Source organism: Maricaulis maris MCS10, assembly GCF_000014745.1.
GTDB classification, from domain to species: Bacteria; Pseudomonadota; Alphaproteobacteria; order Caulobacterales; family Maricaulaceae; genus Maricaulis; species Maricaulis maris_A.
In genome coordinates this window covers 3,153,295-3,173,886 of the sequence record NC_008347.1, presented here as the reverse complement: position 1 = coordinate 3,173,886, position 20,592 = coordinate 3,153,295, and the positions used below count along the sequence as shown (strand labels likewise).

Annotated in this window: 23 protein-coding genes; 11 read left to right on the top strand and 12 right to left on the bottom strand. The window is 61.8% G+C overall.

What is annotated here, in order from left to right:
- Positions 1 to 100 precede the first annotated feature (100 nt).
- Positions 101 to 646 carry a peroxiredoxin gene (locus MMAR10_RS14880; RefSeq protein WP_011644812.1) on the bottom strand — a complete coding sequence of 182 codons (546 nt, stop codon included), beginning with the start codon at positions 644 to 646 and terminating at the stop codon, positions 101 to 103.
- Positions 647 to 771: 125 nt separating this feature from the next.
- Here MMAR10_RS14880 and MMAR10_RS14875 point away from each other — a divergent pair, with 125 nt between their 5' ends.
- The 3 genes from MMAR10_RS14875 (at position 772) to MMAR10_RS14865 (ending at position 2,827) form a co-directional block, all read left to right on the top strand.
- Positions 772 to 1,677 (top strand): hydrogen peroxide-inducible genes activator, encoded by a 906-nt coding sequence (locus MMAR10_RS14875; RefSeq protein ID WP_011644811.1) that lies wholly within the window; start codon positions 772 to 774, stop codon positions 1,675 to 1,677.
- A 102-nt stretch (positions 1,678 to 1,779) separates the two neighbouring features.
- The gene (locus tag MMAR10_RS14870; protein ID WP_041637943.1) at positions 1,780 to 2,286 is read left to right on the top strand and encodes a GbsR/MarR family transcriptional regulator; all 507 of its coding nucleotides are present in this window, start codon (positions 1,780 to 1,782) and stop codon (positions 2,284 to 2,286) included.
- Positions 2,287 to 2,296: 10 nt separating this feature from the next.
- A complete protein-coding gene (locus tag MMAR10_RS14865) occupies positions 2,297 to 2,827 on the top strand; it encodes a DUF4166 domain-containing protein (protein ID WP_011644809.1) in 531 nt (176 codons plus the stop codon).
- A gap of 9 nt (positions 2,828 to 2,836) precedes the next feature.
- On the opposite strand, the gene arsC is transcribed toward MMAR10_RS14865, so the two are convergent.
- The gene (gene arsC / locus MMAR10_RS14860) at positions 2,837 to 3,190 is read right to left on the bottom strand and encodes an arsenate reductase (glutaredoxin) (protein WP_011644808.1); all 354 of its coding nucleotides are present in this window, start codon (positions 3,188 to 3,190) and stop codon (positions 2,837 to 2,839) included.
- An 85-nt stretch (positions 3,191 to 3,275) separates the two neighbouring features.
- The gene (locus MMAR10_RS14855; RefSeq protein WP_011644807.1) at positions 3,276 to 4,124 is read right to left on the bottom strand and encodes an HpcH/HpaI aldolase/citrate lyase family protein; all 849 of its coding nucleotides are present in this window, start codon (positions 4,122 to 4,124) and stop codon (positions 3,276 to 3,278) included.
- A gap of 45 nt (positions 4,125 to 4,169) precedes the next feature.
- Here MMAR10_RS14855 and MMAR10_RS14850 point away from each other — a divergent pair, with 45 nt between their 5' ends.
- Both MMAR10_RS14850 and MMAR10_RS14845 read left to right on the top strand, forming a co-directional pair.
- On the top strand, positions 4,170 to 5,045 hold the full coding sequence (locus MMAR10_RS14850; RefSeq protein ID WP_011644806.1) for a PfkB family carbohydrate kinase: 876 nt from the start codon (positions 4,170 to 4,172) through the stop codon (positions 5,043 to 5,045).
- Between the two features lie 32 nt (positions 5,046 to 5,077).
- Positions 5,078 to 6,217, top strand: coding sequence for a serine hydrolase domain-containing protein (locus tag MMAR10_RS14845; RefSeq protein ID WP_011644805.1), 1,140 nt, complete (start codon positions 5,078 to 5,080; stop codon positions 6,215 to 6,217).
- 22 nt (positions 6,218 to 6,239) lie between these two features.
- On the opposite strand, the gene MMAR10_RS14840 is transcribed toward MMAR10_RS14845, so the two are convergent.
- The 4 genes from MMAR10_RS14840 to MMAR10_RS14825 all read right to left on the bottom strand — a co-directional run bounded on the left by MMAR10_RS14840 (position 6,240) and on the right by MMAR10_RS14825 (position 9,815).
- On the bottom strand, positions 6,240 to 6,638 hold the full coding sequence (locus MMAR10_RS14840) for a hypothetical protein (RefSeq protein WP_011644804.1): 399 nt from the start codon (positions 6,636 to 6,638) through the stop codon (positions 6,240 to 6,242).
- Positions 6,639 to 6,706: 68 nt separating this feature from the next.
- A complete protein-coding gene (locus MMAR10_RS14835; RefSeq protein WP_011644803.1) occupies positions 6,707 to 7,678 on the bottom strand; it encodes an alpha/beta fold hydrolase in 972 nt (323 codons plus the stop codon).
- Between the two features lie 110 nt (positions 7,679 to 7,788).
- Positions 7,789 to 8,691 carry an EamA family transporter RarD gene (rarD, locus tag MMAR10_RS14830; protein ID WP_011644802.1) on the bottom strand — a complete coding sequence of 301 codons (903 nt, stop codon included), beginning with the start codon at positions 8,689 to 8,691 and terminating at the stop codon, positions 7,789 to 7,791.
- A gap of 98 nt (positions 8,692 to 8,789) precedes the next feature.
- A complete protein-coding gene (locus MMAR10_RS14825) occupies positions 8,790 to 9,815 on the bottom strand; it encodes an aspartate-semialdehyde dehydrogenase (RefSeq protein WP_011644801.1) in 1,026 nt (341 codons plus the stop codon).
- Positions 9,816 to 9,906: 91 nt separating this feature from the next.
- Between MMAR10_RS14825 and MMAR10_RS16510 the strand changes: the two genes are divergently transcribed.
- A complete protein-coding gene (locus MMAR10_RS16510) occupies positions 9,907 to 10,524 on the top strand; it encodes a VOC family protein (protein ID WP_011644800.1) in 618 nt (205 codons plus the stop codon).
- Positions 10,525 to 10,540: 16 nt separating this feature from the next.
- Here MMAR10_RS16510 and MMAR10_RS14815 read toward each other — a convergent pair whose 3' ends face one another.
- Complete coding sequence (locus MMAR10_RS14815) at positions 10,541 to 10,834, bottom strand: hypothetical protein (protein ID WP_011644799.1); 294 nt, start codon at positions 10,832 to 10,834, stop codon at positions 10,541 to 10,543.
- 368 nt (positions 10,835 to 11,202) lie between these two features.
- On the opposite strand from MMAR10_RS14815, the gene MMAR10_RS14810 reads away from it, so the two are divergent.
- Entirely contained in the window at positions 11,203 to 11,415 is a 213-nt protein-coding gene (locus tag MMAR10_RS14810) for a cold-shock protein (protein WP_011644798.1), read from the top strand.
- Positions 11,416 to 11,487: 72 nt separating this feature from the next.
- On the opposite strand, the gene MMAR10_RS14805 is transcribed toward MMAR10_RS14810, so the two are convergent.
- The gene (locus MMAR10_RS14805) at positions 11,488 to 12,483 is read right to left on the bottom strand and encodes a glycerophosphodiester phosphodiesterase family protein (protein ID WP_041637059.1); all 996 of its coding nucleotides are present in this window, start codon (positions 12,481 to 12,483) and stop codon (positions 11,488 to 11,490) included.
- A 62-nt stretch (positions 12,484 to 12,545) separates the two neighbouring features.
- Here MMAR10_RS14805 and MMAR10_RS14800 point away from each other — a divergent pair, with 62 nt between their 5' ends.
- Positions 12,546 to 13,076 (top strand): hypothetical protein, encoded by a 531-nt coding sequence (locus MMAR10_RS14800; RefSeq protein ID WP_011644796.1) that lies wholly within the window; start codon positions 12,546 to 12,548, stop codon positions 13,074 to 13,076.
- On the opposite strand, the gene MMAR10_RS14795 is transcribed toward MMAR10_RS14800, so the two are convergent.
- Positions 13,073 to 13,330: a hypothetical protein gene (locus MMAR10_RS14795; protein ID WP_011644795.1), complete on the bottom strand. Its 258-nt coding sequence runs from the start codon at positions 13,328 to 13,330 to the stop codon at positions 13,073 to 13,075. The genes MMAR10_RS14800 and MMAR10_RS14795 overlap by 4 nt on opposite strands.
- Before the next feature lie 65 nt (positions 13,331 to 13,395).
- On the opposite strand from MMAR10_RS14795, the gene MMAR10_RS14790 reads away from it, so the two are divergent.
- Positions 13,396 to 15,267: a cation:proton antiporter gene (locus MMAR10_RS14790; RefSeq protein ID WP_011644794.1), complete on the top strand. Its 1,872-nt coding sequence runs from the start codon at positions 13,396 to 13,398 to the stop codon at positions 15,265 to 15,267.
- Here the strand turns inward: MMAR10_RS14790 and MMAR10_RS14785 are convergent.
- Positions 15,255 to 15,434 carry a hypothetical protein gene (locus tag MMAR10_RS14785; RefSeq protein ID WP_041637058.1) on the bottom strand — a complete coding sequence of 60 codons (180 nt, stop codon included), beginning with the start codon at positions 15,432 to 15,434 and terminating at the stop codon, positions 15,255 to 15,257. The genes MMAR10_RS14790 and MMAR10_RS14785 overlap by 13 nt on opposite strands.
- 129 nt (positions 15,435 to 15,563) lie before the next feature.
- Between MMAR10_RS14785 and MMAR10_RS14780 the strand changes: the two genes are divergently transcribed.
- Both MMAR10_RS14780 and MMAR10_RS14775 read left to right on the top strand, forming a co-directional pair.
- A complete protein-coding gene (locus MMAR10_RS14780) occupies positions 15,564 to 17,573 on the top strand; it encodes a transglycosylase domain-containing protein (RefSeq protein ID WP_011644793.1) in 2,010 nt (669 codons plus the stop codon).
- 107 nt (positions 17,574 to 17,680) lie between these two features.
- Complete coding sequence (locus MMAR10_RS14775; RefSeq protein WP_011644792.1) at positions 17,681 to 19,249, top strand: hypothetical protein; 1,569 nt, start codon at positions 17,681 to 17,683, stop codon at positions 19,247 to 19,249.
- A 78-nt stretch (positions 19,250 to 19,327) separates the two neighbouring features.
- Here MMAR10_RS14775 and MMAR10_RS14770 read toward each other — a convergent pair whose 3' ends face one another.
- Positions 19,328 to 20,590 carry a polyhydroxyalkanoate depolymerase gene (locus tag MMAR10_RS14770; protein WP_011644791.1) on the bottom strand — a complete coding sequence of 421 codons (1,263 nt, stop codon included), beginning with the start codon at positions 20,588 to 20,590 and terminating at the stop codon, positions 19,328 to 19,330.
- Between the last annotated feature and the right edge of the window lie 2 nt (positions 20,591 to 20,592).

Below are 20,592 nucleotides of genomic sequence, written 5' to 3'. Positions count from 1 at the left end.
ATTGGGGTTTCCCGGAACTGTGTGCCAGGCACGCCTGAGCGGCAGCTCCGGGAAAGGCTGATGGCCCGCCGGAGGGAGGGGCCATCAGCCTGTTTCGTGGTTACAGCGTGTCGCCGCCAACCGGACGGTTGCACGGGCAAAGCTCGTCCGTCTGCAGGGCGTCGAGGACACGCAGCGTGTCTTCCGGATTGCGGCCGACATTCAGGTTCGTCACATAGACGTGCTGGATCACGTTGTGCGGGTCGACAATGAAGGTCGCACGATAGGCGACGCCTTCTTCGGAGCGGATGCCCAGGCTGTCGATCAGCGAACCGGTCGTGTCGGCAAACTGCCACATGCCGAGCTTGTCGAGATCGGGATGCTCACGGCGCCAGGCCAGCTTGCAGAACTCATTGTCCGACGAACCGCCCATGATGACGGCGTCGCGGTCGGCAAATTCCTCGGCCAGGTTGGCGAAGGCCACGATCTCGGTCGGGCAGACAAAGGTGAAATCCTTCGGATAGAAGAAGATGACCTTCCACTTGCCGTCGAAGCTTTCCTGGTTGATCGGCTCGAAAGCCGACTCACCGTTTTCCTCGTGCGCGTTGAAGCCCGGCTTCACGCCGACAATTTCAAAATCAGGAAGTTTTTCGCCGATACCCAGCATTATGTCTCTCCAGTTGGACGGACCGGCCCGAGCGCCGGTCATCAGTGATGGCGCCGATGTGACGCGTGAAAAGGAATAAATCCAATGGATTGTTTTTGGATAAGTCATAGGTAATATCAATACCTATGACGCAGCTCCCAACCCTCCGCCAACTGCAATTCATCATCGCCCTTGCCGAGCATGGAAGTTTCTCCAGGGCCGCCGAGGCCGTCTTCGTGACCCAGCCGACATTGAGCGCCGCAATCAAGGAGTTGGAGGCGATCCTGGGGACGGTGCTGGTGGAGCGGGGCGCCCGCGGAGCGGTCCTGACACCCGCTGGCGATGTGGTGCTGGAGCGGGCCCAGCGGGTCATGACTGAGGCGGAAGACCTGGTCGTCGCCGCGCAAGCGGCTGGCGAGCCCCTGGCTGGCCCATTCCGTCTGGGAGTGATTCCGACCATTGCGCCTTTTTTGCTGCCGCAGGTCCTGCCCGCCCTCAGATCCCGATTCCCAGAGCTCGAACTATTCCTGCGCGAAGACCTGACCGACCGTCTGTTTGAAGCGCTGCGGGAGCGCCGGATTGATGCTGCCCTGATAGCCTTGCCCTACGATGCGGCACTGATTGAAACCCATGCAGTCTGGTCGGACGAATTCCTGTTTGCGGCGCCGCCGGACCATCCGCTGGCCAGCAAGGCCAAGCTGTCGCCCGATGATCTGACCGATGAACCGCTCTTGCTGCTGGAAGATGGTCATTGTCTTCGCGATCACGCCCTGGCCGCGTGTTCGACCGGGTCTGCGCGGTCGGATTTTGCGGCAACCAGCCTGCATACGCTTGTCCACATGGTGAAATCGGGGTTAGGGGCCACTCTCCTGCCCCGGATGGCGGTCGATGCCGGGCTCGTCGACAGGATGGGCCTCGAGGTTCGGGCCTTTGATCCACCGGTCGCCGGGCGTGAAATCGGCGTGGCATGGCGCAAGGGTTCGGCCCGCGCTGACGAGGCGATACAGCTTGGCGATGCGATCCGGGAGATCCTGGAAGCCCCGGCCGCCTGATCCCCGACTGCGGCAGGAGGCCACGGGACAGGCCCTGGCTGCCATGTTAGTTCTGTTTGAACTGAAAAAAGAGAAAGGTACCGGATGAAGCTCTCGGCACCGATGCAGCGCTTTGTCGTCCACTGGGGAGAGATGGGGTCACGCTGGGGCGTGAACCGCTCGATCGCACAGATACATGCGCTACTTTATCTGACCGATGCGCCGCTGCATGCAGAAGACATTTCCGAGGTGTTGCAGATTGCCCGGTCGAACGTCTCGAATTCCCTCAAGGAACTGCAAGGACTTGCGCTGGTGCGACGCGAGCATGTTTTGGGCGACCGCCGCGACCACTTCACGGCGACCCACGAGCCTTGGGACATGCTGATGGCAATCGCAGAGGCACGAAAACAGCGCGAAATCGATCCCTTGATCGAGATCTTGCGTGAGTGCGCCGATGCCGCGGATGCCGACCCCGAAACTCCACAAATGGCTCGCGACCGCCTGCGTCGCATGGAAGGGTTCGTGACAAACCTGACCGGCTGGTATGCCCAGATTCGAAAACTGCCCCAGGGAACGCTGGTCAAGCTGATGGGGCTGGGTACGAAGATTGCCCGCTTTGTGGGTGGCTGAGGCATCCGGCATGACGCATCTCTATCAGGCCTTGCTGGGATCAGACTGGTCATTGCTGGCACCGGTCACCCGGGCCCTCCATTCACCGGACTCGACGGTGCTGTTTGAAGGTACCGTAGACATTGTTCGCGGGTCCCGCCCGTTGGCCCCATTGATCGCCGGCATCCTGGGTCTGCCAAAAGCAGGGCGACAACAACCGGCCCTGGTCAAGGTCAGCAAGTCGGGGGCAGGAGAACTGCTCGAGCGCTGGTATGACGGGCGCCATTTTTCAACCTGGCAGGGTCGTGCAGCCGGATTGCTGACCGAACGCTTCGGCCCGTTTGGTTTGAGCTTCCGACTGCGACTTGCGGACGAGGTCCTGCACTTCGATCGACAGGGGGTCACGCTGTGGGGAATTCGACTGCCAGAAGCCCTGTCGCCACGGGTCGTTGCGAATGAACGCAGCGCCGGTGACAGGCATGTTTTCGATGTCGCGCTCAGCCTGCCGCTGGTCGGACTGATCGTTCAATATCGTGGTGAGCTGGTCGCAGCGACCGACTGACGAAGAATGCTAGAAAAGCTCCAGAACCTGCTCCGGCGGACGTCCGATCATGGCGCGGTCTCCATGAATGACCACCGGGCGCTCGATCAATTTGGGGTATTTGGCCATGGCCTTGAACAGAGCTTCTTCGTCTTCGATCGCCTTGAGGCCGAGTTCGCGGTAATCGGGCTCCGCCTTGCGCAACCATTCGTGCGCAGACACAAAGCCGAGCTTTTTCATGACGGCTTTCAACTCGGCCACGCTCGGCATGTCTTCCGTGTAGTCGCGCACTTCAAGATCGCCGCCGCGAGCTTCCAGCAATGCCAGCGTTTGCCGGGATTTGGAACAGCGCGGATTGTGCCAGATAATCGTCGAATCGGTCATTTAGGGTCCCTCAAGAGCAGCCATGAAAGCCGGTCTTGTGCTGCAACATCAAGTCTTGCTCTGCATTTTGCCTGCGTTTCACGTCTCAGGAATCGTTTTCGCTAGCGGTCGACAGCAATGCCCGGGCGGCCTCAAGATGCAGGCGTTCCACCATGTCACCGTCCAGAGCGATGACGCCCTTGCCGGCATTTTCCGGACTGGCGAAGGCGGCGACGATCTTCGCGGCATGCTCGAGATCGCGTGCTGTCGGTCCGAAATAAAGATGGGCCAGGTCGACCTGGCCCGGATGGATCAGTGACTTGCCATCAAATCCCAGGGCACGACCCTGCTCGGCCTCGGCCCGAAACCCCTTGGGGTCCTTGAAATGATTATAGACCCCATCGAGCACATACAGGCCTCTCGCCCGGGCGGCGCAGACCATGTTCACCAGATGGGGAACCAGCGCCAGCCGTTCATGCTCGGGCGAACAGCGAAGCTCCTTGCAAAGATCATTGGTCCCGGCAATCAGGCCCGCCAGCCCTGTACCGACGGCACTGGAAATGGCGTTGAGGGCCAGAAGGGCGCGCGGGGTCTCGATCATCGCCCAGATCGGGATCGAAGACCCATGCGAGCTGAGTGCCGAGCGGGCTGCATGCAAGTCGCCGACTTGCTCGACTTTCGGAAGGACTATGGCGTCAGCCCGTGCGGCAGCCCGCATGTCCGCGGCGCCCCACTCGCTGTCGAGTGCATTGACCCGGACGGCGCGCACCGATCCTGATGCTTCCCAGCAGTGCATCGCGACATCGACCGCCGTGCGCGCCTCGCCCTTTTCATCCGGCCCGACAGCATCTTCCAGGTCCAGAATGAGAAGGTCGGCCCCGACATGGGCAGCCTTCTCGATCGCCCGGGGTTTGGAGGCAGGCACAAAAAGGGCCGAACGGATCAGTCGTCGCATCAAGTCGTTTCCGGGGCTTCTGCTCGGTGAGGTTTTGGATATAGCATGATTTCCATGCCGATGGCGCTGATCCTTTCCAGTCACGTTGCCGCCTCCCCTGTGGGGGGCGGGGCCTCCCAGCGCGTGCTCAATGCCGCGAAGATCGACACCATGCTGGTGCCGACCGTCCTGTACGGGCGACATCCCGGCTGGGGCGCCCCGGGCGGTGGAGAGGTCGAACAGGACCAGTTCGAGGGCGTCTTGTCGGGAATTGCCGATCAAGGCCTGCTGGATATCACCGACATTGTCCTGACTGGCTATTTCGCGGATGTCGGTCAGGTCTTCGACACGGCCGCTGTGATCGATGTGGTTCGCAAGGGGCGGCGGGTGAACAAGGGCGTGAAGGCCTTTGCTCCGACGCCGGCCATTATCGTTGACCCGATCATGGGAGATGCGCCGGGCGGCCTGTATGTGGCACCGGCCATCGCAGCGGCCATCAAGGACCAGCTGATCAGCCGGGCCGACCTGGTCACGCCCAACCTGTTTGAGCTCGGCCACATCACCGGACGACCATTGACCGATCTCGCCTCGATTGTCCGGGCGGCCCGGGCGATGGAGCGTCCGGTCCTCGTTTCATCGCTGCCGAGGCATGGGCAGATCGGTGTTCTCTATGTCGATAGCGCGGAGGCCTGGCTGGTGACCCATGACCGGCTCCCGAAAGCACCGAACGGGACGGGCGACGTTCTGACGGCCGCTTTCACAAGCCGGATGATGGCTGGCGATAGCGCCCGGCAGGCGCTGGAACACGCGGTTGCGTCGACGGTCAGCCTTGTGATGCGGGCGAATGAGTGGGGCGCACCGGAGCTGCCTCTGGTAGCGGCAACAGACGTCCTGTCAGCGCCCCTTCTGACTTTGCAGGCCGAGGCCGTCCAGTTCGCTTGATCGCCATCGCGGCACACGTTAGCCAAGTTCACATGAACACCGACACCCTGCCTGCCCTTCATGGTTATGTGGCCACTGGATTCGAACCCGTGGCCGACGCCTTTCTTGTCAATTGGGTCGATCATGACGAGATCGGCGCCGGCTTCTCGCTGACACTTGATGGCGAAATGGTCGTCGACATCCATGCCGGTTGGGCGGACCGAAAGAAAACCCGCGAGTGGGAAGCGGACACGCTCGTGCCGGTCTACTCGACGGGAAAAGCCATTGCGGCCCTGATTCTCGCCCGTCTTGTCGATCGCGGTCTTCTTTCCTACGACGCACCGGTTGCCGACTACTGGCCCGAATTTGCCGCCGGTGGGAAGTCGTCGGTCACGGTGGCGCAGGCCTTGTCTCACCAGGCCGGCCTGCCTGGTCTCGCTGAGGAGATGGACCCCGGTGACTGGTTTGACGCTGCGCTGATCGAGGACCGCCTGGCCCGACAGGCGCCATTGTGGCCGCTGGGGACAGGGTCCGGATATCATCCGGTCACCTTCGGCTTCATTGCCGATGCGCTCGCACGGCGCACGGATGGCCGCTCCATCGGTGCCATTCTTCGTGAGGAAGTGTTTGGCCCCCGCAAGATCGATTTTCATGTCGGCCTGCCGGAAAGCGAGCATGGGCGGACCGCCGAGCACGCCATGCCTCGCCAGGTCCCGGACCTTGGCGAGCGGACCCAGCCGCGCGAGCTGGCCTTCCTGAAGCCCTGGTCTTCGCCTGGCCGACGTGGTGCCACTGAATGGCGCAAGGCCGAGTTCCCGGCCGCTAATGCGCATGCGACGGCGCCCGCCCTGGCCAGGTTGATGACGCCCTACGCCGATGCAGGTCGCCTGGAGGGCAAGCGTTTCCTCTCCGAGGCCACCCTGGCGGAACTGGTCAAGGAACGCGTCAGCGGGCCTGACAAGGTCCTGCCCTTCGACCTCTCCTGGGGTGCTGGCATCATGCGCAATATCAAGCCCGGCTTTTATGGCCCGACGCCGGAGACGGTCGGTCATTCAGGCTGGGGCGGTTCCTGCGCCTTCGCGGATCCGGTGCGCGGCCTGACCGGTGCCTATGTCATGAACCGCCAGCATCATCACCTTGCGGGCGACCCGCGTCCGGTCCGGATCATCGAAGCGGTTTACGGCTGTCTTTGAGCCAGGTGCCGTTACGACCGGCTCAATCCGGTCCTGCCAACCATTCCAAGGCCTCGGCCCGGTTGGTGAAAATCCCGATCTGGGTTTTCCAGCCCTCACGGGTCATCGCAGACCATAATTCCGGGATGATCCGTTTGAGGTCGCTGGCGCACACGAGGGCGGTCTTGGGCGAATGCCCCTGCCGGTAGCGCTCATTCCAGGTACGCATGAAGACTTGGTGCGCCTGCATGGCCTCCATGGTGAAGGACTCGAGTGAGGCCTCGTCACTGATTACCAGGAGCATGTCGAAATCCCTGGCCCACCCCGGCATGCCAGGAAGCTCCGCGATGGCGTGTCGCAGGTTCAGCATGGTCGTGTCGGCGCCGAAGTCGAGTTCCGCCACCTTTCGCGAGCCGTGGATGACCCACCCGGATTTGCTCATTCCAACCCCGCAGTCTCAGCCCTGCCAGAGCGTAGCCGAGGCGATGGCCTGCGTGCCAGAGAATTCGGTCAGGCTCGGCCAGAGGCCGGAAACCGTCTTTCCAGCCACTCCAGCATATAGCCGTTCAGGGCATCGGGCTGTTCCCACATGGTCCAGTGTCCGCAGGCGTCGAGGACGGCAAACTCCACATCCTTGCACAAGGCCGGCATCCATCCGGCCAGTTTGGGCGGCAGCATGAAGTCCAGCTCCGCTGAAACCATCAGGCATGGCAGCGCAATGCGATGGTCGACCCCGCCCATGCGCTGCCAGTTGGCGTCGAAATTCCGGTAGAGATTGATGCCAGGGCCAAATCCGGTCTTGCGGTAGGCATCGGCATAGATCGCACGATCCTCCGGCCTCACGACGATCCGCTTCTCCGCCCGACCGTCAAAGGCCGCGAACTGTGCAGGGATGTGCGTGATTTCCGGATAGTAGTCTTCCAGCTTTCCGACTTTCGGAGGGGCGCCAAAGATGAAGGCGAAGAAATCGTCTTCCTTGCCCTCGAACACGCCTTCCGCAAATCCGGGCTCCTGAAAGCGCAGGATATAGTGATCCTCGCCGCCAATTTCGCGGAAGGCCTCAGTCGGCGGCTGGGCGCCACGCGGCAGGTGTGGGGTGTTGACGCCAATGACGCCATCAAATCGGTCCGCTGCCAGCATGGCCGCATGCCAGGTGATGATGCCGCCCCAGTCATGGCCGACCCAGACGGCTTTTTCATGCCCGAGGGCGTCCAGCAATCCGGTCAGATCGGCGATCAGCGCATCAATTGCGTAGGCGTCGATCCCGTCGGGACAGTCGGAACCGCCAAAACCGCGCAGATCCGGCGCGATCACGCGATAGCCGGCTTCGGCCAGGACGCTGATCTGGTTCTTCCAGGAATAGGCCAGCTCCGGCCAGCCATGAACCAGCAGGAGTGGTTGGCCAGCCTCCGGACCGGCAAGGTGAACCGACAGTTCGATACCATTGGTGGCGATCCGTTGTGGCGCCGGAAAATCAGTCATGGAGAATCCTCGGTTCCGGCCTCGAATTCACTTCGAGATCAATCGCTTGCTGCCCAACAGCAAAGGCCAGCCGACCAGCCTGGTCAAGGGTGGTCGTGCGCGAGGCGACGCTAGTCAGCCGCAGCGGCCAGTTTTCGTTCGCGGCGCAGTTGGCTCCAGGTGAAACATCCGACGCCGGACCAGATGAAGGCGAAAGTGATCAGATGGCCCGTTTCGAAGGTCTCTCCGGTCAGGATGCCGATCGTGAATTGGAGGGTCGGCGCGATGAATTGCAACAGCCCCATGGTCGAAAGGCGAAGTCCCCGGACCCCGATCGTGTAAAGCAGGAGTGGCACGACGGTGACCAGTCCGGCGGCCATGAGAAGCCCTGCCTGGGAAGGGTTCTCGGTGAAGTGCCCCGCGCCGCTGACCTGCAGCCAGACCAGGCCGATGATCGCGAAGGGGAAGAGGAACAAGGTTTCCCACAACAGGCCTGCCCGCCCGTCGACCGCGGCGACTTTGCGCAGATATCCATAGGCGGTGAATGTGGTGGCCAGCATCAGCGACAGCCACGGGACTTCGCCGACCGTGATGATCTGGTTGGCGACCCCGAGTGCTGCCAGCGCGATGGCGGCGATGCGCCAGGGGCCCAGCGGTTCGCGCAGGATGATGACGCCGACCGCAACGCTCATGAGCGGGTTGATGTAATAGCCCAGCGAAGCCTGAAGGACATGCCCGGTATTGACCGCGAATATGAAGCCCCACCAATTCACCGAGATCAGGGCGGACGTTGCCAAAAGGGTCAGCAGGGTGCGGCGGTCCGAGAGGACGCCAAGCGAGGCGCGCAATCGTCCGGACAGCGCGAGAGAGCCCGCCAGCAGAGGCACGGCCCACACGACCCGGTGCAGTATGATCTCTACCGCACTGGCAAATTCGAGCGTTTGGAAGAAGAGCGGAGAAATGCCCCAGATCAGATAGCCTGAGAGACCGGCTGCGAGGGCGCGCCGCATATCGGTCGATGTGTCGGTAGACATGCGGACTCCTTGGTCGATGACTGACACCGCACATAGGGAGCCCGCCTGTCGATGGCGACCCGCTTGTTGCGCATGGCTGCCTTGCGGCGCCGGGCTGATCAGCCCGCCTTGCCCAGAAGGCCCTTGTTGAGGAGCCCTTCGGCAATCTGCACGGCGTTCAGGGCGGCACCCTTGCGCAGATTGTCTGACACGATCCAAAGCGCGAGCCCGTTCTCGACGGTCGGGTCCTCGCGGACGCGGGATACGAATGTCGCAAACTCGCCCACACATTCGACGGGGGTGATGTAACCTTCATCCTCGCGCTTATCGATGACCATCAGGCCCGGGCTTTCGCGCAGCAGGTCGCGCGCCTCGCCCGACGACATCGGTGCTTCAAGTTCGAGGTGGGCGGCGATCGAATGGCCGACAAAAACCGGCACCCGCGCGCAGGTCGCGAACAGCTTGATCTTGGTGTCGAGGATCTTCTTGGTCTCCACCATCATCTTCCACTCTTCCTTGGTGGAGCCGTCTTCCATGAAGACGTCGATATGGGGGATGACATTGAAAGCGATCTGCTTGGTGAATGTCTGGGGCTCGATCGGGTCGTTGACGTAGATGCCCTTGGTCTGGGTCCACAATTCATCCATCGCGGCCTGGCCACCGCCGGACACGGACTGGTAGGTCGCGCAATTGACGCGTTTGATTCCGACGCGGTCATGGATCGGTTTGAGGGCAACCACGAGCTGGATCGTCGAGCAGTTCGGGTTGGCGACGATCCGCTTCTTGCCAACGCCGTCGAGCGCATCGAGATTGACTTCGGGTACCACCAGCGGAACGTCCGGATCCATCCGCCAGGCAGAGGAATTGTCGACGACAATGGCACCGGCCTTGGTGATTTTCGGGGCCCATTCCTTCGACACATCGCCGCCGGCCGACATCAGCACCAGATCGACGCTGGAAAAGTCGAAGGTTTCGGCATTCTTGCAGCGCAGGGTTCTGTCGCCATAGGAGAGCTCGACACCCATCGATTTCCGACTGGCCAGAGCGTGGACTTCGTCGGCAGGGAACAGGCGCTCAGCCAGAATGGTGAGCATTTCCTTGCCAACCGCACCCGTAGCGCCGAATACCGCGATTTTAACGCCCATTATTCTCGACCTTTCAGTTTGCCCGTTGTCCGATCCATGCCGACAGAAGAGGCATTAAACCCGGGACCGCGTCGTGGCTAGGGATGATGTCATGGCCGGGCATCGGTTTAGCGGCTCATTGTCTGAAAGTTCGATTTGGCACCAGATTTTGGACCGATCAACCGCAGTTGTTGACATGTTTGGTGAATTTGTGCCGATTGCGGACCGAATTTCCATATCGACGCCTCGGCAGTTCCGACGTTTCAGGCTGGTGTCTGACACAATGATACAAATGGATCTGCCGGCTGAACGGCCGGGGGAGGCCAACCGTGTCATGAGCAAGCCTGACAGTCTTCCAAGTGTGGCGGCATTTGGAATTGGCGTTAGCGACCTGGCCGCGTCGGCGGCGTTTTATGAAAACACGCTTGGAATGAAGCGCGTCCTGGATCTGTCCCTTGGCCATATGGACGAGGTCATCCTGTTGTTTCCGGATGGAGGCAGCGCCATTGCCCTGATGCACTGGACCGATGGCAGCGCTCGAAACTATGCTGACAATCCGGTGAAGATCGTCCTGAGAGTTGCTGACCCAAAGCTATTGGCAGAGCGGATCAGGGCGGCGGGTCTGCCTGTCATCCGTGACCCGGAGCCCGCAGCCGAAGTGGGCGGTGCCGTCGTCGGCTTCGCAAAGGACCCGGACGGGTATCTGATCGAGCTGCTTGAGTCGGTCTGACCGCGAGCTCGCCGCGTCAAAGCCGTCGCCAAATTCTCCAGGCCACCAGCCCAACGACGACCAATACGAATATCTCGAGCGCGTTTGCGCCCAGAAAAACAGGTGTGATCAGTCGCTGCATCAAACCCCACGGGCCATTGTAGATCGTATCGCCCTGTCTCCAGAAACCGACATAGACGGCACCGGCAACGAGTATCGCCACCCCGAAAAAGGCCAGGCGGATCATCGCGGCGGGGTCGAAGGAGCGACCGGATTCGGCTTGCTTGCGACGGTTGCGCCGGGATCGCTCGAGAAAGCCGCGCCGGGTCATTCACGATCCTCGCTGCGGCACTGGCAAAATGCTGAGGATAGGCTGGCCGCAGGGTTGCGGTAATCATCGATCATGGCGAATGCTCCAGGTCTCGTTTGAGGCGCTGCACGCTAGCAGTGCCATAGGAGTTTCATTTGCCTTGCACGCGATTTCGTGCGCATAAGGGCTTGGACGGGCGGCCGAACTGGCCGGACGGAATACTGATCGCCTACCCGGCGTCCAAGCCATGTCCGCCATGGTTGAACGACATCGGGCCTATAGACTTCAGCCTTCCCCGACTTTCTACGTCCGTAATATCGGTGTCAGGACGCTGGCACTGCACTTATTTTATGCCCGGACGCGGGGCATGCATACCGGGAAGGTTCCCAATGTCTACAGGTGTCGTTAAATTCTTCAACCAGAGCAAGGGCTTTGGCTTCATCACACCGGATGAGGGCGGCGATGACGTCTTCGTCCACATCTCTGCCGTCCAGGCTTCTGGCCTGCCGGGTCTGAGCGATGGCCAGAAAGTCTCCTTCGAAACCGAGCCGGATCGTCGCGGCAAGGGCCCGAAGGCGGTTGATCTGCAGCTCGCCGACTAAGGCAGACCGGGATCGCAAGATCTGGAGAACGGCGCAGGGCATCCGCCCCGCGCCGTTTTTCTTTGCCTGGTTTTACTCGCCAGCCATGTCCGCACGAACGCCTATGGCGGTCGCGGGAAAGTCGGTGAACACGCCATCGACACCAATTTCAAAGGCCCGACGCAATTCGGATTCGATATTGACGCCGTCGGCAACGGGGACATCATCGCGGAATGTCCATGGGTGGACGCTTAGTCCGAGCGCGTGCGCTTCGGCAACAAAACCGGTGTCCGTTCCATCCGCCGACATGACCAGAGATTTTGCCGGCCCGACGCCATCGGCAAAGGTGGCGGCATCGGTCAGCGCCACGGTTGGCGTGAGTGGATCGGCGTCCGGGTCCAGCTCGATCATCGGGAAGACCAGCATCAAGAGCGGCGTTTCGATCTCGCCGTTGAGGCGGGCCAGGAAGTCCGGTTCGAAGCACTGGATCGCAGTGGGAGCGTCGGCTGTATCGAGGCCACGGGCCCGCAGGATGCGAACAAGTTCGGGTAGCGGGTCGAGGCCGATGGTGACGAAGTGTCCGGGCGCCTTGATTTCAGGCTCGGTGCGGACGCCATGCGAGTGCGCCAGATCCAGAACCTCTTCAAAGGTCGGAATCAGGTAGCGGTCATTATGAGTTTGATCACGTTCGGGCCAGGGCTGGCGTGCTCTCAGAGTGCGGATTTCGGCGAGGGTGAAATCCTCGACCCACCAGTCGTTGCGGCCTCCCTGCACACGTTGACGGTCGGCAAATTCCGGATGGTCGGCGATATCGGTGGTGGTCGAGAGATAATGGTCATGCCGTACCACCAGTACGCCATCCGAGGTCATCACCAGGTCCGGCTCGATCACGTCGGCGCCTTGTTCGATGGCCAATGTGTAGCCCTCGATCGTGTGTTCGGGGCGGTCGCCACTGGCACCGCGATGGGCGATCACAAGCGGCGCCTCGCCGTCGAGCGTAGTCCACACACGCGGTGTCGCCGCCTGATCCTCGGCGGAACAGGCGGCCATTCCAGCCAGGATGCCAAGGCTAATAAAGATTTGTCGCAAGACCCTCTCCCGTTTCCAGTGCAAGCACACTAGCTTGAGCCGGTATCGCACGGGAGTGACAAATGAGCGACAGGACCCGGTTCGACGACCTGGCCGATGCGGCGGAACGCTATGGCGGATGCTCGCTGGACAATTATGCGGTGATCCGCTCGGTAGCCGAGAACATTTCCACCGGCTTCTGCCGCTTTCTCGGCGCCCAGGGTGATGTTTGTGTGCATCTTGTGCCGCCCCAGGGAGCTTGGACGCCCCGACCGTACCGGTCGGGGGCCTTTTCTGTCTCCGGGAGCGGTTTCTTGCCACTTGGGGCCATTTCATTCGGGCTGGCAGTCAAGGTCTCTCGCACTGGCGACTGGACGCGATTGGTGCTGACGTGCGCGAAGAAGGGCCGGCATGTCGAAATTGCCATCGCAAACGGTCCGGTCTTCGATCTGAACCTGCCCCTCGATGCGGACGCCTTGCAGGGTGTTTTTGAAAAACTGCATGCCCATCTGGTTGCCTGGTTCAGTGACCAGGCCGACCTGTATGACAACGGCGATTATGGTGGCCGGACCATCGGTTTTGATTTGGTCCACTCGGATGAGGGCGCCAGCTAGACGAAAAAAGTGCCGATCAGGTTGGCGACCATGTCAGGGCCCACGTCGGCCAGGCCGGAACCAAACAGGCCGGCGCCACCCAGCAAGCTGGCAAGGAGTCCGGTCACCAGCCGGCGGCGGACCATGAAGGACCCGATCCGGCGCAGCCAGGTGATGGACGTAGCGGCTCCGAACAGGGCCACGGGCCCGCCGACTGCCAAAGCGATCAGGAAAGATGTCAGGGCCAGTTGAGCCTCTTGCGGTAAAGCGTCCATTACAGCCTCCCAGGGTATGTCGCCAACGGGGCGACGAATGGAACGAAACGCGCTAACACCACCAGATGATAGAGACCGGACCTGACCTCACCCTGACTATCGCACTCATCGCCGGTTCAGGTGTCGCTGCACAGTGGCTGGCCTGGCGCCTGCGCTGGCCATCGATTGTCCTGATGATGGGCGCAGGCCTGATTCTCGGGCCTATCTGGGCTGTTGTCGCCGGGTCTCCGCTGGTCCATCCGTCCGCGGCCTTCGGCGATTACCTGCGTCCGATGATTGCCCTGGCGGTTGCGGTGATCCTGTTTGAAGGCGGCATCACGCTCAATTTTCGCGAGCTGCGTGATGCGTCGGGACCGGTCCGGCGCATGGTGTTTCTGGGCTTCCCACTGGGTTGGGCGGGTGCGGTGCTGGCCCTGCACTATGTTGCCGGTCTGGCTTGGGACCTCTCGGCCATGATCGGGGCCTTGTTGACAACCACGGGCCCCACAGTGGTCCTGCCACTTCTGCGTCAGGCCAAGCTGCCGTCCCGGATAGCCTCTGTCCTCAAATGGGAAGGCATCGTCAACGATCCGATCGGTGCGCTTTCGGCTGTCTTGGTATTCGAGGCGATCCGTCAGACGGCACTGGGACAGGATTGGGTTCAGGCCGGCATGGCTCTGGTATTCGGCGCAGTGATTGGAGCAGCCCTCGGATTCGGCTTCGGCGCAGGCCTGTCGCGGGCCTTCCGGCGTGGCTGGGTTCCCGAGCCGATGAAAGCCCCCCTGGTCCTGGCCGCCGTGCTGGTCTGCTTTTCGGTTGCGGATGCCCTGGCCAATGAAACCGGCCTCGTTGCGGTGACGCTCTTTGGTCTGGTCGTGGCCAATTCCCGTCTGGCCTCGATCGAGGAGATGCGACGTTTCAAGGAAGGCATTGCATCGATCCTGGTTGCCAGCGTGTTTGTGGTCCTGGCCGCCGATCTCGCCCCGTCCGATCTGCTCGCCCTCAATGGCTGGCATCTGGCTTTCGTCGCGGTGTTCATTCTTCTTGTCAGGCCGGTCACTGTCGCGTTGGCGACATGGGGCTCGGGGCTGAATCTGAAGGAGACGGCCTTTGTCGGCATTGTCGGCCCGCGCGGCGTAGTGGCGGCGGCCGCGGCCGGCCATCTCGCGGCGAGTCTGATCGAGGTCGGGCGCGAGGATGCGGCAATCCTGGCGCCGCTTGTCTTCGTGACCATTTTTATCAGCGTGTTCGGATGTGGTTTTGCGGTGGCTCCGCTGGCTCGTCTGCTCGGCCTGTCACAGTCGGGACCCGAGCGCTTGTTGCTGGTCGGTGCCAATCCGTGGAGCCTCGGTTTGGCCGATGCCCTCAAGAAAGCCGAAATCCCGGTCACCATTGCTGATACCAGTTGGCGACGCCTGCGCGCAGCGCGGTTGGCCGGCCATGAAGTCCATTATGGCGAGGTCCTGTCCGAGGCGGCCGACTGGCAATTGGAAGTCGCGCGTTTCTCGGCGCTGTTGGCGGCCTCACCAAATGATGCCTACAACGCCCTGGTTTGTATCGAATACGGGCCGGAGCTGGGGCGTAGCCGGGTGTTCCAATTGTCCGGTTTCGACGGCCCGGCCGATGCCGAAAAGGTCGAGGATGACCCCCGGGCCATTGCCTACACGGCGCGGGGCCGTACCCTCATCCGGCGAGGTCGCGGGTATGACGGATTGGCTCGGGACTGGTGGCAGGGTTGGCGTTTCCGCAACACCAAGCTTTCGGAAACCTATCCACTGGAGGCCTATATGGCCGACGTCGGAGACAGTCCGGACCTTGTCATTGCCCGCCTTCCCAATGGCGCTTTTCACCTGTTGGGAACGGGCCGCGAGCCGCCGACGCAGCCGGGAACAATTCTGATCCGCTTTGCGGCGCCAGGCACCGAGTCGGAAAGTTCCGCGCCAGATCAGTCGTCATAGGGCTGGGCGCCGCCGGGTGGCGCAGCACCGCAATAGGGCCAATTGTCGGCATTTGGGTCGCCATGCGGGCATACCGAGTCGGTGCCTTCATAGATCGCGATACAGCCTGACAGGCTGACCGCGCCCAGAAGTACAGCAAGGACAAGAAGTGAACGCTTGACTGACATGGTGGGGCCCCTCTTCAGCCATATCGTGCAGTCAGGCTGATCCGAGCGCAAGCCTTTAAGGCCTGCCTTCATGGGGAATTAACCCTGCTGCGCGCAGATGGACCTCCCTGTTTGCGACGAGGATCGAGCATGGCCCGCCGGCCCGGAAAATCACAGGCGGCGCAGCGCGCCCGTTCGGCGGCACCGTCGCGCACCCGTAAACGACCAACCCGTCGCAAATCGACTGCGGGCGGCTTCCCCTGGTTCCGGACTTTCGCCAGCCTGTTCATCATCGGCGCGCTGTTTGTCGGCGGATGGCTGGTATCGATAGCGCGCGACCTTCCGGACACCAGTGGGCTTCAGGCAATCGAACGCACCGCCACCATCACCTTTCTCGATCAGGATGGCGCCCTGATTGCCCGGCGAGGTTCGGCGCATGGTCACGAGGTGACCATCGACAACCTCCCACCTTACCTGGTTGATGCCGTGCTGGCGGTCGAGGATCGCCGCTTTTACAGCCATCCCGGCGTTGACATCATCGGTCTTGGTCGTGCCATGGTCGCCAATCTGCGGGCCGGGCGTGTGGTCCAGGGCGGTTCGACGCTCACCCAGCAGCTGGCCAAGAATCTGTTCCTGTCGCCCGAGCGAACCCTGCGCCGCAAGGTGCAGGAGATGATGCTGGCCTTCTGGCTCGAAAGCCGGTTCAGCAAGGATGAAATCCTCGAACTCTATCTCAATCGTGTCTATTTCGGCGGTGGTGCCTATGGCGTTGAAGCGGCCTCATTGCGCTATTTTTCAAGGCCGGCGAGTGAGCTGGGACTTGGTGAAGCGGCGCTGCTGGCCGGCTTGCTGAAAGCGCCATCGCGCTACAGCCCGGTCAATGACGCCCAGCGAGCCGCCGCGCGTGCGACGGTCGTGTTGGACCTGATGGCGCAAACCGGACGCATCACCGAAGCCGAACGCATCGAAGCCGCGCGGACGCCTATTCGGGTGTCACGAGGTGCGTCCAGTCAAGGGGCCCAATACTTTGTCGACTGGGCCGCCGAACAGGTTCGCGGGATTGCGGGTCTGGATCATGGTGACCTGGTTGTGCACACGACGCTTGATGTGGATGCCCAGAGAGCGGCCGAGGCAGCGGTCAGCGGTATACTGGACGATTCCGAACTGGCGTCAGGTGCCGGCGAGGGCGCGCTTATTTCACTGGCCCATGACGGCGCGGTGCGAGCAATGGTCGGCGGGCGGTCCTATGCGCGCTCGCAGTTCAATCGCGCGGTACTGGCCCGTCGCCAGCCGGGTTCGGCCTTCAAGCCCTTCGTCTACGCCTCGGCGTTCGAAGCGGGTCTGTCGCCGGAAGACAGACGCAATGACGCGCCCGTGCGGATCGGTGACTGGGCACCGCAAAACTACAATGACGAGTATCGCGGCGAGATGAGCCTGCGTGAGGGTTTTATCCGGTCCTCCAATTCAATCGCGGTGCAGATTGCAGAAGAGACCGGTCGGGGACATGTCGCCCGCCTGGCGCGCCGATTGGGCATCGAAAGCACGATGCGGGTCGACCGTTCCCTTGCCCTTGGAGTGTTTGAGGTCACGCCTGTCGAGCTGGCCTCGGCCTACACACCCTTTGCCAATGGTGGGGTTCGGGCGCAGGCCTACGGGATCGATCGGATCGAGACGCCGTCGGGCGATCTGGTCTTTGCGGCACCTGCCAGTACGGCAGAATTGGTTCTGGACGCGAGAACCGGGGCGCGTATGCGTGATCTGTTCATCAGCAATGTCAGGCAGGGTACCGGTCGACGGGCGGCTGTGTCGGGCCTCACGATCGGCGGAAAGACGGGCACGACGAACGATTTTCGGGATGCCTGGTTCGCGGGATTTGATGGTCAGCTGGTGACAGTTGTCTGGACTGGCAATGATGATAACTCGCCAACCGACCGGGCGACCGGCGGTGGCCCACCTGCGCGGATCTTCCAGGCTTTCCTGGCCGCTGCCCCCCGTGATGGCTTGCAGGCCCGGGTCGACCCGGTTGCGGCGCGCATCGCCCAGCTCCCGCAAACCGACATTGAAGCGGCGACTTTGCCCGAACCGGCCGACGAGGCCGCGGACAACTCCAGCGAAGACCCGATCGGCGCTTTTCTGGCCGGATTGGGGGGACGGGACTGACACGGAATCCCCCCAAAACAGCGCCAGGTTTCAGCGACGTGTCGCAATTGCGGTGTTAAACTCTCCGTTGAGGGAATTGAAAACACCGATCCAATAAGGGGGTCACAATGAGACATAATCTGCTTACTGCCGCCGCTGCCGCCAGCGTCATCGTCTACATGTTGCCGGCAGGCAGTGTGGAAGCGCAAAGCCGGTCCGCTGCCGAGGCAGCAATGACCCGGATGGGCCTTGACGGCTCCCATGAGTCCATCAGCTATGAGAGCGTCGACTACCGCAACGGCCGTTACTCACTCAATGATGTGACCTTCTCCAATTTCGACGACGAGACTGTCGACTCGACCGATGAGGTACACGCGGACCGGATGACCTTCGAGGCCCTGCGCCTCGATTCCAATGGTGAGGTCCTGTTCGACGGCCTGTCGCTGGAAGGAATATCGGGAACCGACAACGAGGACGGGACCGTGATCCGCCTGGACCGGATCAGTCTGGACGGACCCAATGCGGCGCTTACAACTGATTTTGGCCGTGCGGTTGCTGGCGAGACCGATGAAGACTACGAGCCGGCCTGGAACACCTATGAATTCGAGGGCTTCAGCATTGACGGGTTGTCGGGCACCGGCGCCGACGAGTCAGGTCTTTTTGAATTCAGCCTCGCCCGCCTTGTGATCGAGAACTATACCCGTGTCGAACTCGGCCGCATGGCCATGCTGGGCTTCGGGTTTTCCGGAGTTGACGAAAGCGGCGATGACGTAACGGTGAGCCTGGGCGAGATCTCGTTGGTCGGCTTCCAGACGCAAGCCTATGCGGACATGATGGACGCGGCCGCCGCCGGTGCCGATGACAGTTCTGTCGCGCAGGCCTATTACCAGAGCGCCTTCCTATCACCGCTCGACGTCTATGACAGCTTTGCCATTCGCGATATTCTCGTTGAGGCGTCTGGTGTCCATTTCTCGATGGATCACTTCACGGCGGCGATGGAGCGTTCCGGTTCGCGCATCACCAGTACGGCGGAGCTTGGCTCGGCAATGCTGATTCCCGATCCGTCAAAACCGGCCGGTGCACAACTTGCCATGGGGCTCGGCATGCTTGGCTATGAGCAGCTTGAGCTGCGCATGGCGGCCAATTCGATCTACGATGAGAACACAGGCCGCGCCTACACCACGGGCGACAACTATATCGAGCTGACCGACGGCCTGCGCCTCGAAATGGGGCAGGATGTCGCCGGCTATGATGCCTACCTCGAGAGCCTGCCCGACACCATGGCGACACTGGGGGCAATGGACGGCTCCGACGAAGAGGCACAGATGGACGTCGTCGCACAGCTGATGGCGCCCTTGCTGATCAACAACATCTCGATGCGTCTGGTTGACCTGTCAATTCTCGACCGGGCTCTGGAAGCAGGTGCCACAACACAAGGCATCAGCAAGGAAGAGCTGCGTGTCCAGGCTGGTGCAATGCTCGGAATGGGGTTGATGGCGGCACCGCCTGAAATTCCGCGCCCGGTCCTGGCACAGCTTTCGACTGCGCTGACCAACTTCATCAATCAGGGTGGCACTCTGACGGTCGACATGACCCCGCCTGCGCCGCTGAGCATCGGAGGCATGCTGGTCGATATCGAGGCCGGCACCTTTGACTTTAACTCACTCGGATTGACCTTCACGTCCGAAGCGCCCTGATCCAGGGCCGCACACAAGCAGAAAAGGCGCCACCCATCTCGGGCGGCGCCTTTTTTGTTGTGCTGGGCGGAGAGGGGGTTAGCGGGTTGCGAGCGCCGCCTTGCCCGTTTCATCCATGAAAGACTTCATCCGCGGTGCGATTTCCTCACGGAAGCGGCGCCCGTTGAATACCCCGTAATGCCCGACCGAGGGCTGCACCCAGTCCTGCTGGAGGGCGTCCGGCAGGTTGCCGCACAGGGTGTGGGCTGCCTGGGTCTGGCCGATCCCGGAAATATCGTCATTCTCGCCTTCAACGGTCAGAAGAGCGACGTCCCTGATGGCCGATGGATCGACCGTGCGGTCTCCATGCGTTTGTATGCCCCGCGCCAGCTTGTGCTCCTGGAACACGTCGGTGATCGTTTGCAGGTAGAATTCCTCAGATAGGTCCATCACAGCCAGATACTCGTCGTAGAAGGTCCGGTGCTTTTCAGCACTGTCGCCATCTCCCTCGACCAGATGGGTGTAGAAATTCCAGTGCGCATCGACATGACGGTCCAGATTCATGTTCATGAAGCCAGCCAGCTGAAGGAAGCCTGGATAGACCCGGCGGAAAGCGCCCGGATTGGGGGCCGGTACCGTGTGGATCAGATTGTTGGCAAACCAGTCGAATGGCTTTTCTTCGGCCAGCTTGTTCGGAACCGTCGGCGACAGGCGTGTATCAATCGGCGAGCCCATGAACGTCATCGAGGCGGGCCGGTTGGGGTCATCATCCTCTGCCATCATGGCGATGGCGGCGAGGGTCGGCGGGCCAGGCTGACAGACCGCGACTACGTGCAGGTCCGGTCCGAGCTGGGCGATCATTTCGCGAATATAGCTGGTGAAGTCATCCAGATCGAAGCGACCGTCGGTGACCGGCACCATGCGAGCGTCCTGCCAGTCGGTGATATAGACCTCGCTGTCTGGCAGGAAGGCTTCGACTGTCCCGCGCAGCAGGGTGGCGTAGTGACCCGACATCGGCGCGACAAAGAGAACCTTGCGGTCCGGCGTGTCACCCCGCGCCGCGACCAGGGCATCGTGATCGCGTTCGAAGTGTACGATCGAGCACCAGGGTTTGGTCCAGATGACCTGTTCGCTGACCCCGACCGTCTGCCCATTGATTTCGGTCTGGTCGATCATCCATTCAGGTTTGGCATAGCGCCGGGTGACGGATTCAAACAGCTCGGCTGCAGCGGCCATGGTCCGTCCGGCCATGGTGTCGCCCATCGGGTTCATCGGCGAGCGCATCACCTGGCGCGTGGCATTGGCCGCGGCCCGCCAGGGTGTCATCGCAATGCGATTGAATTCATAAACGCTGTACAGCATGG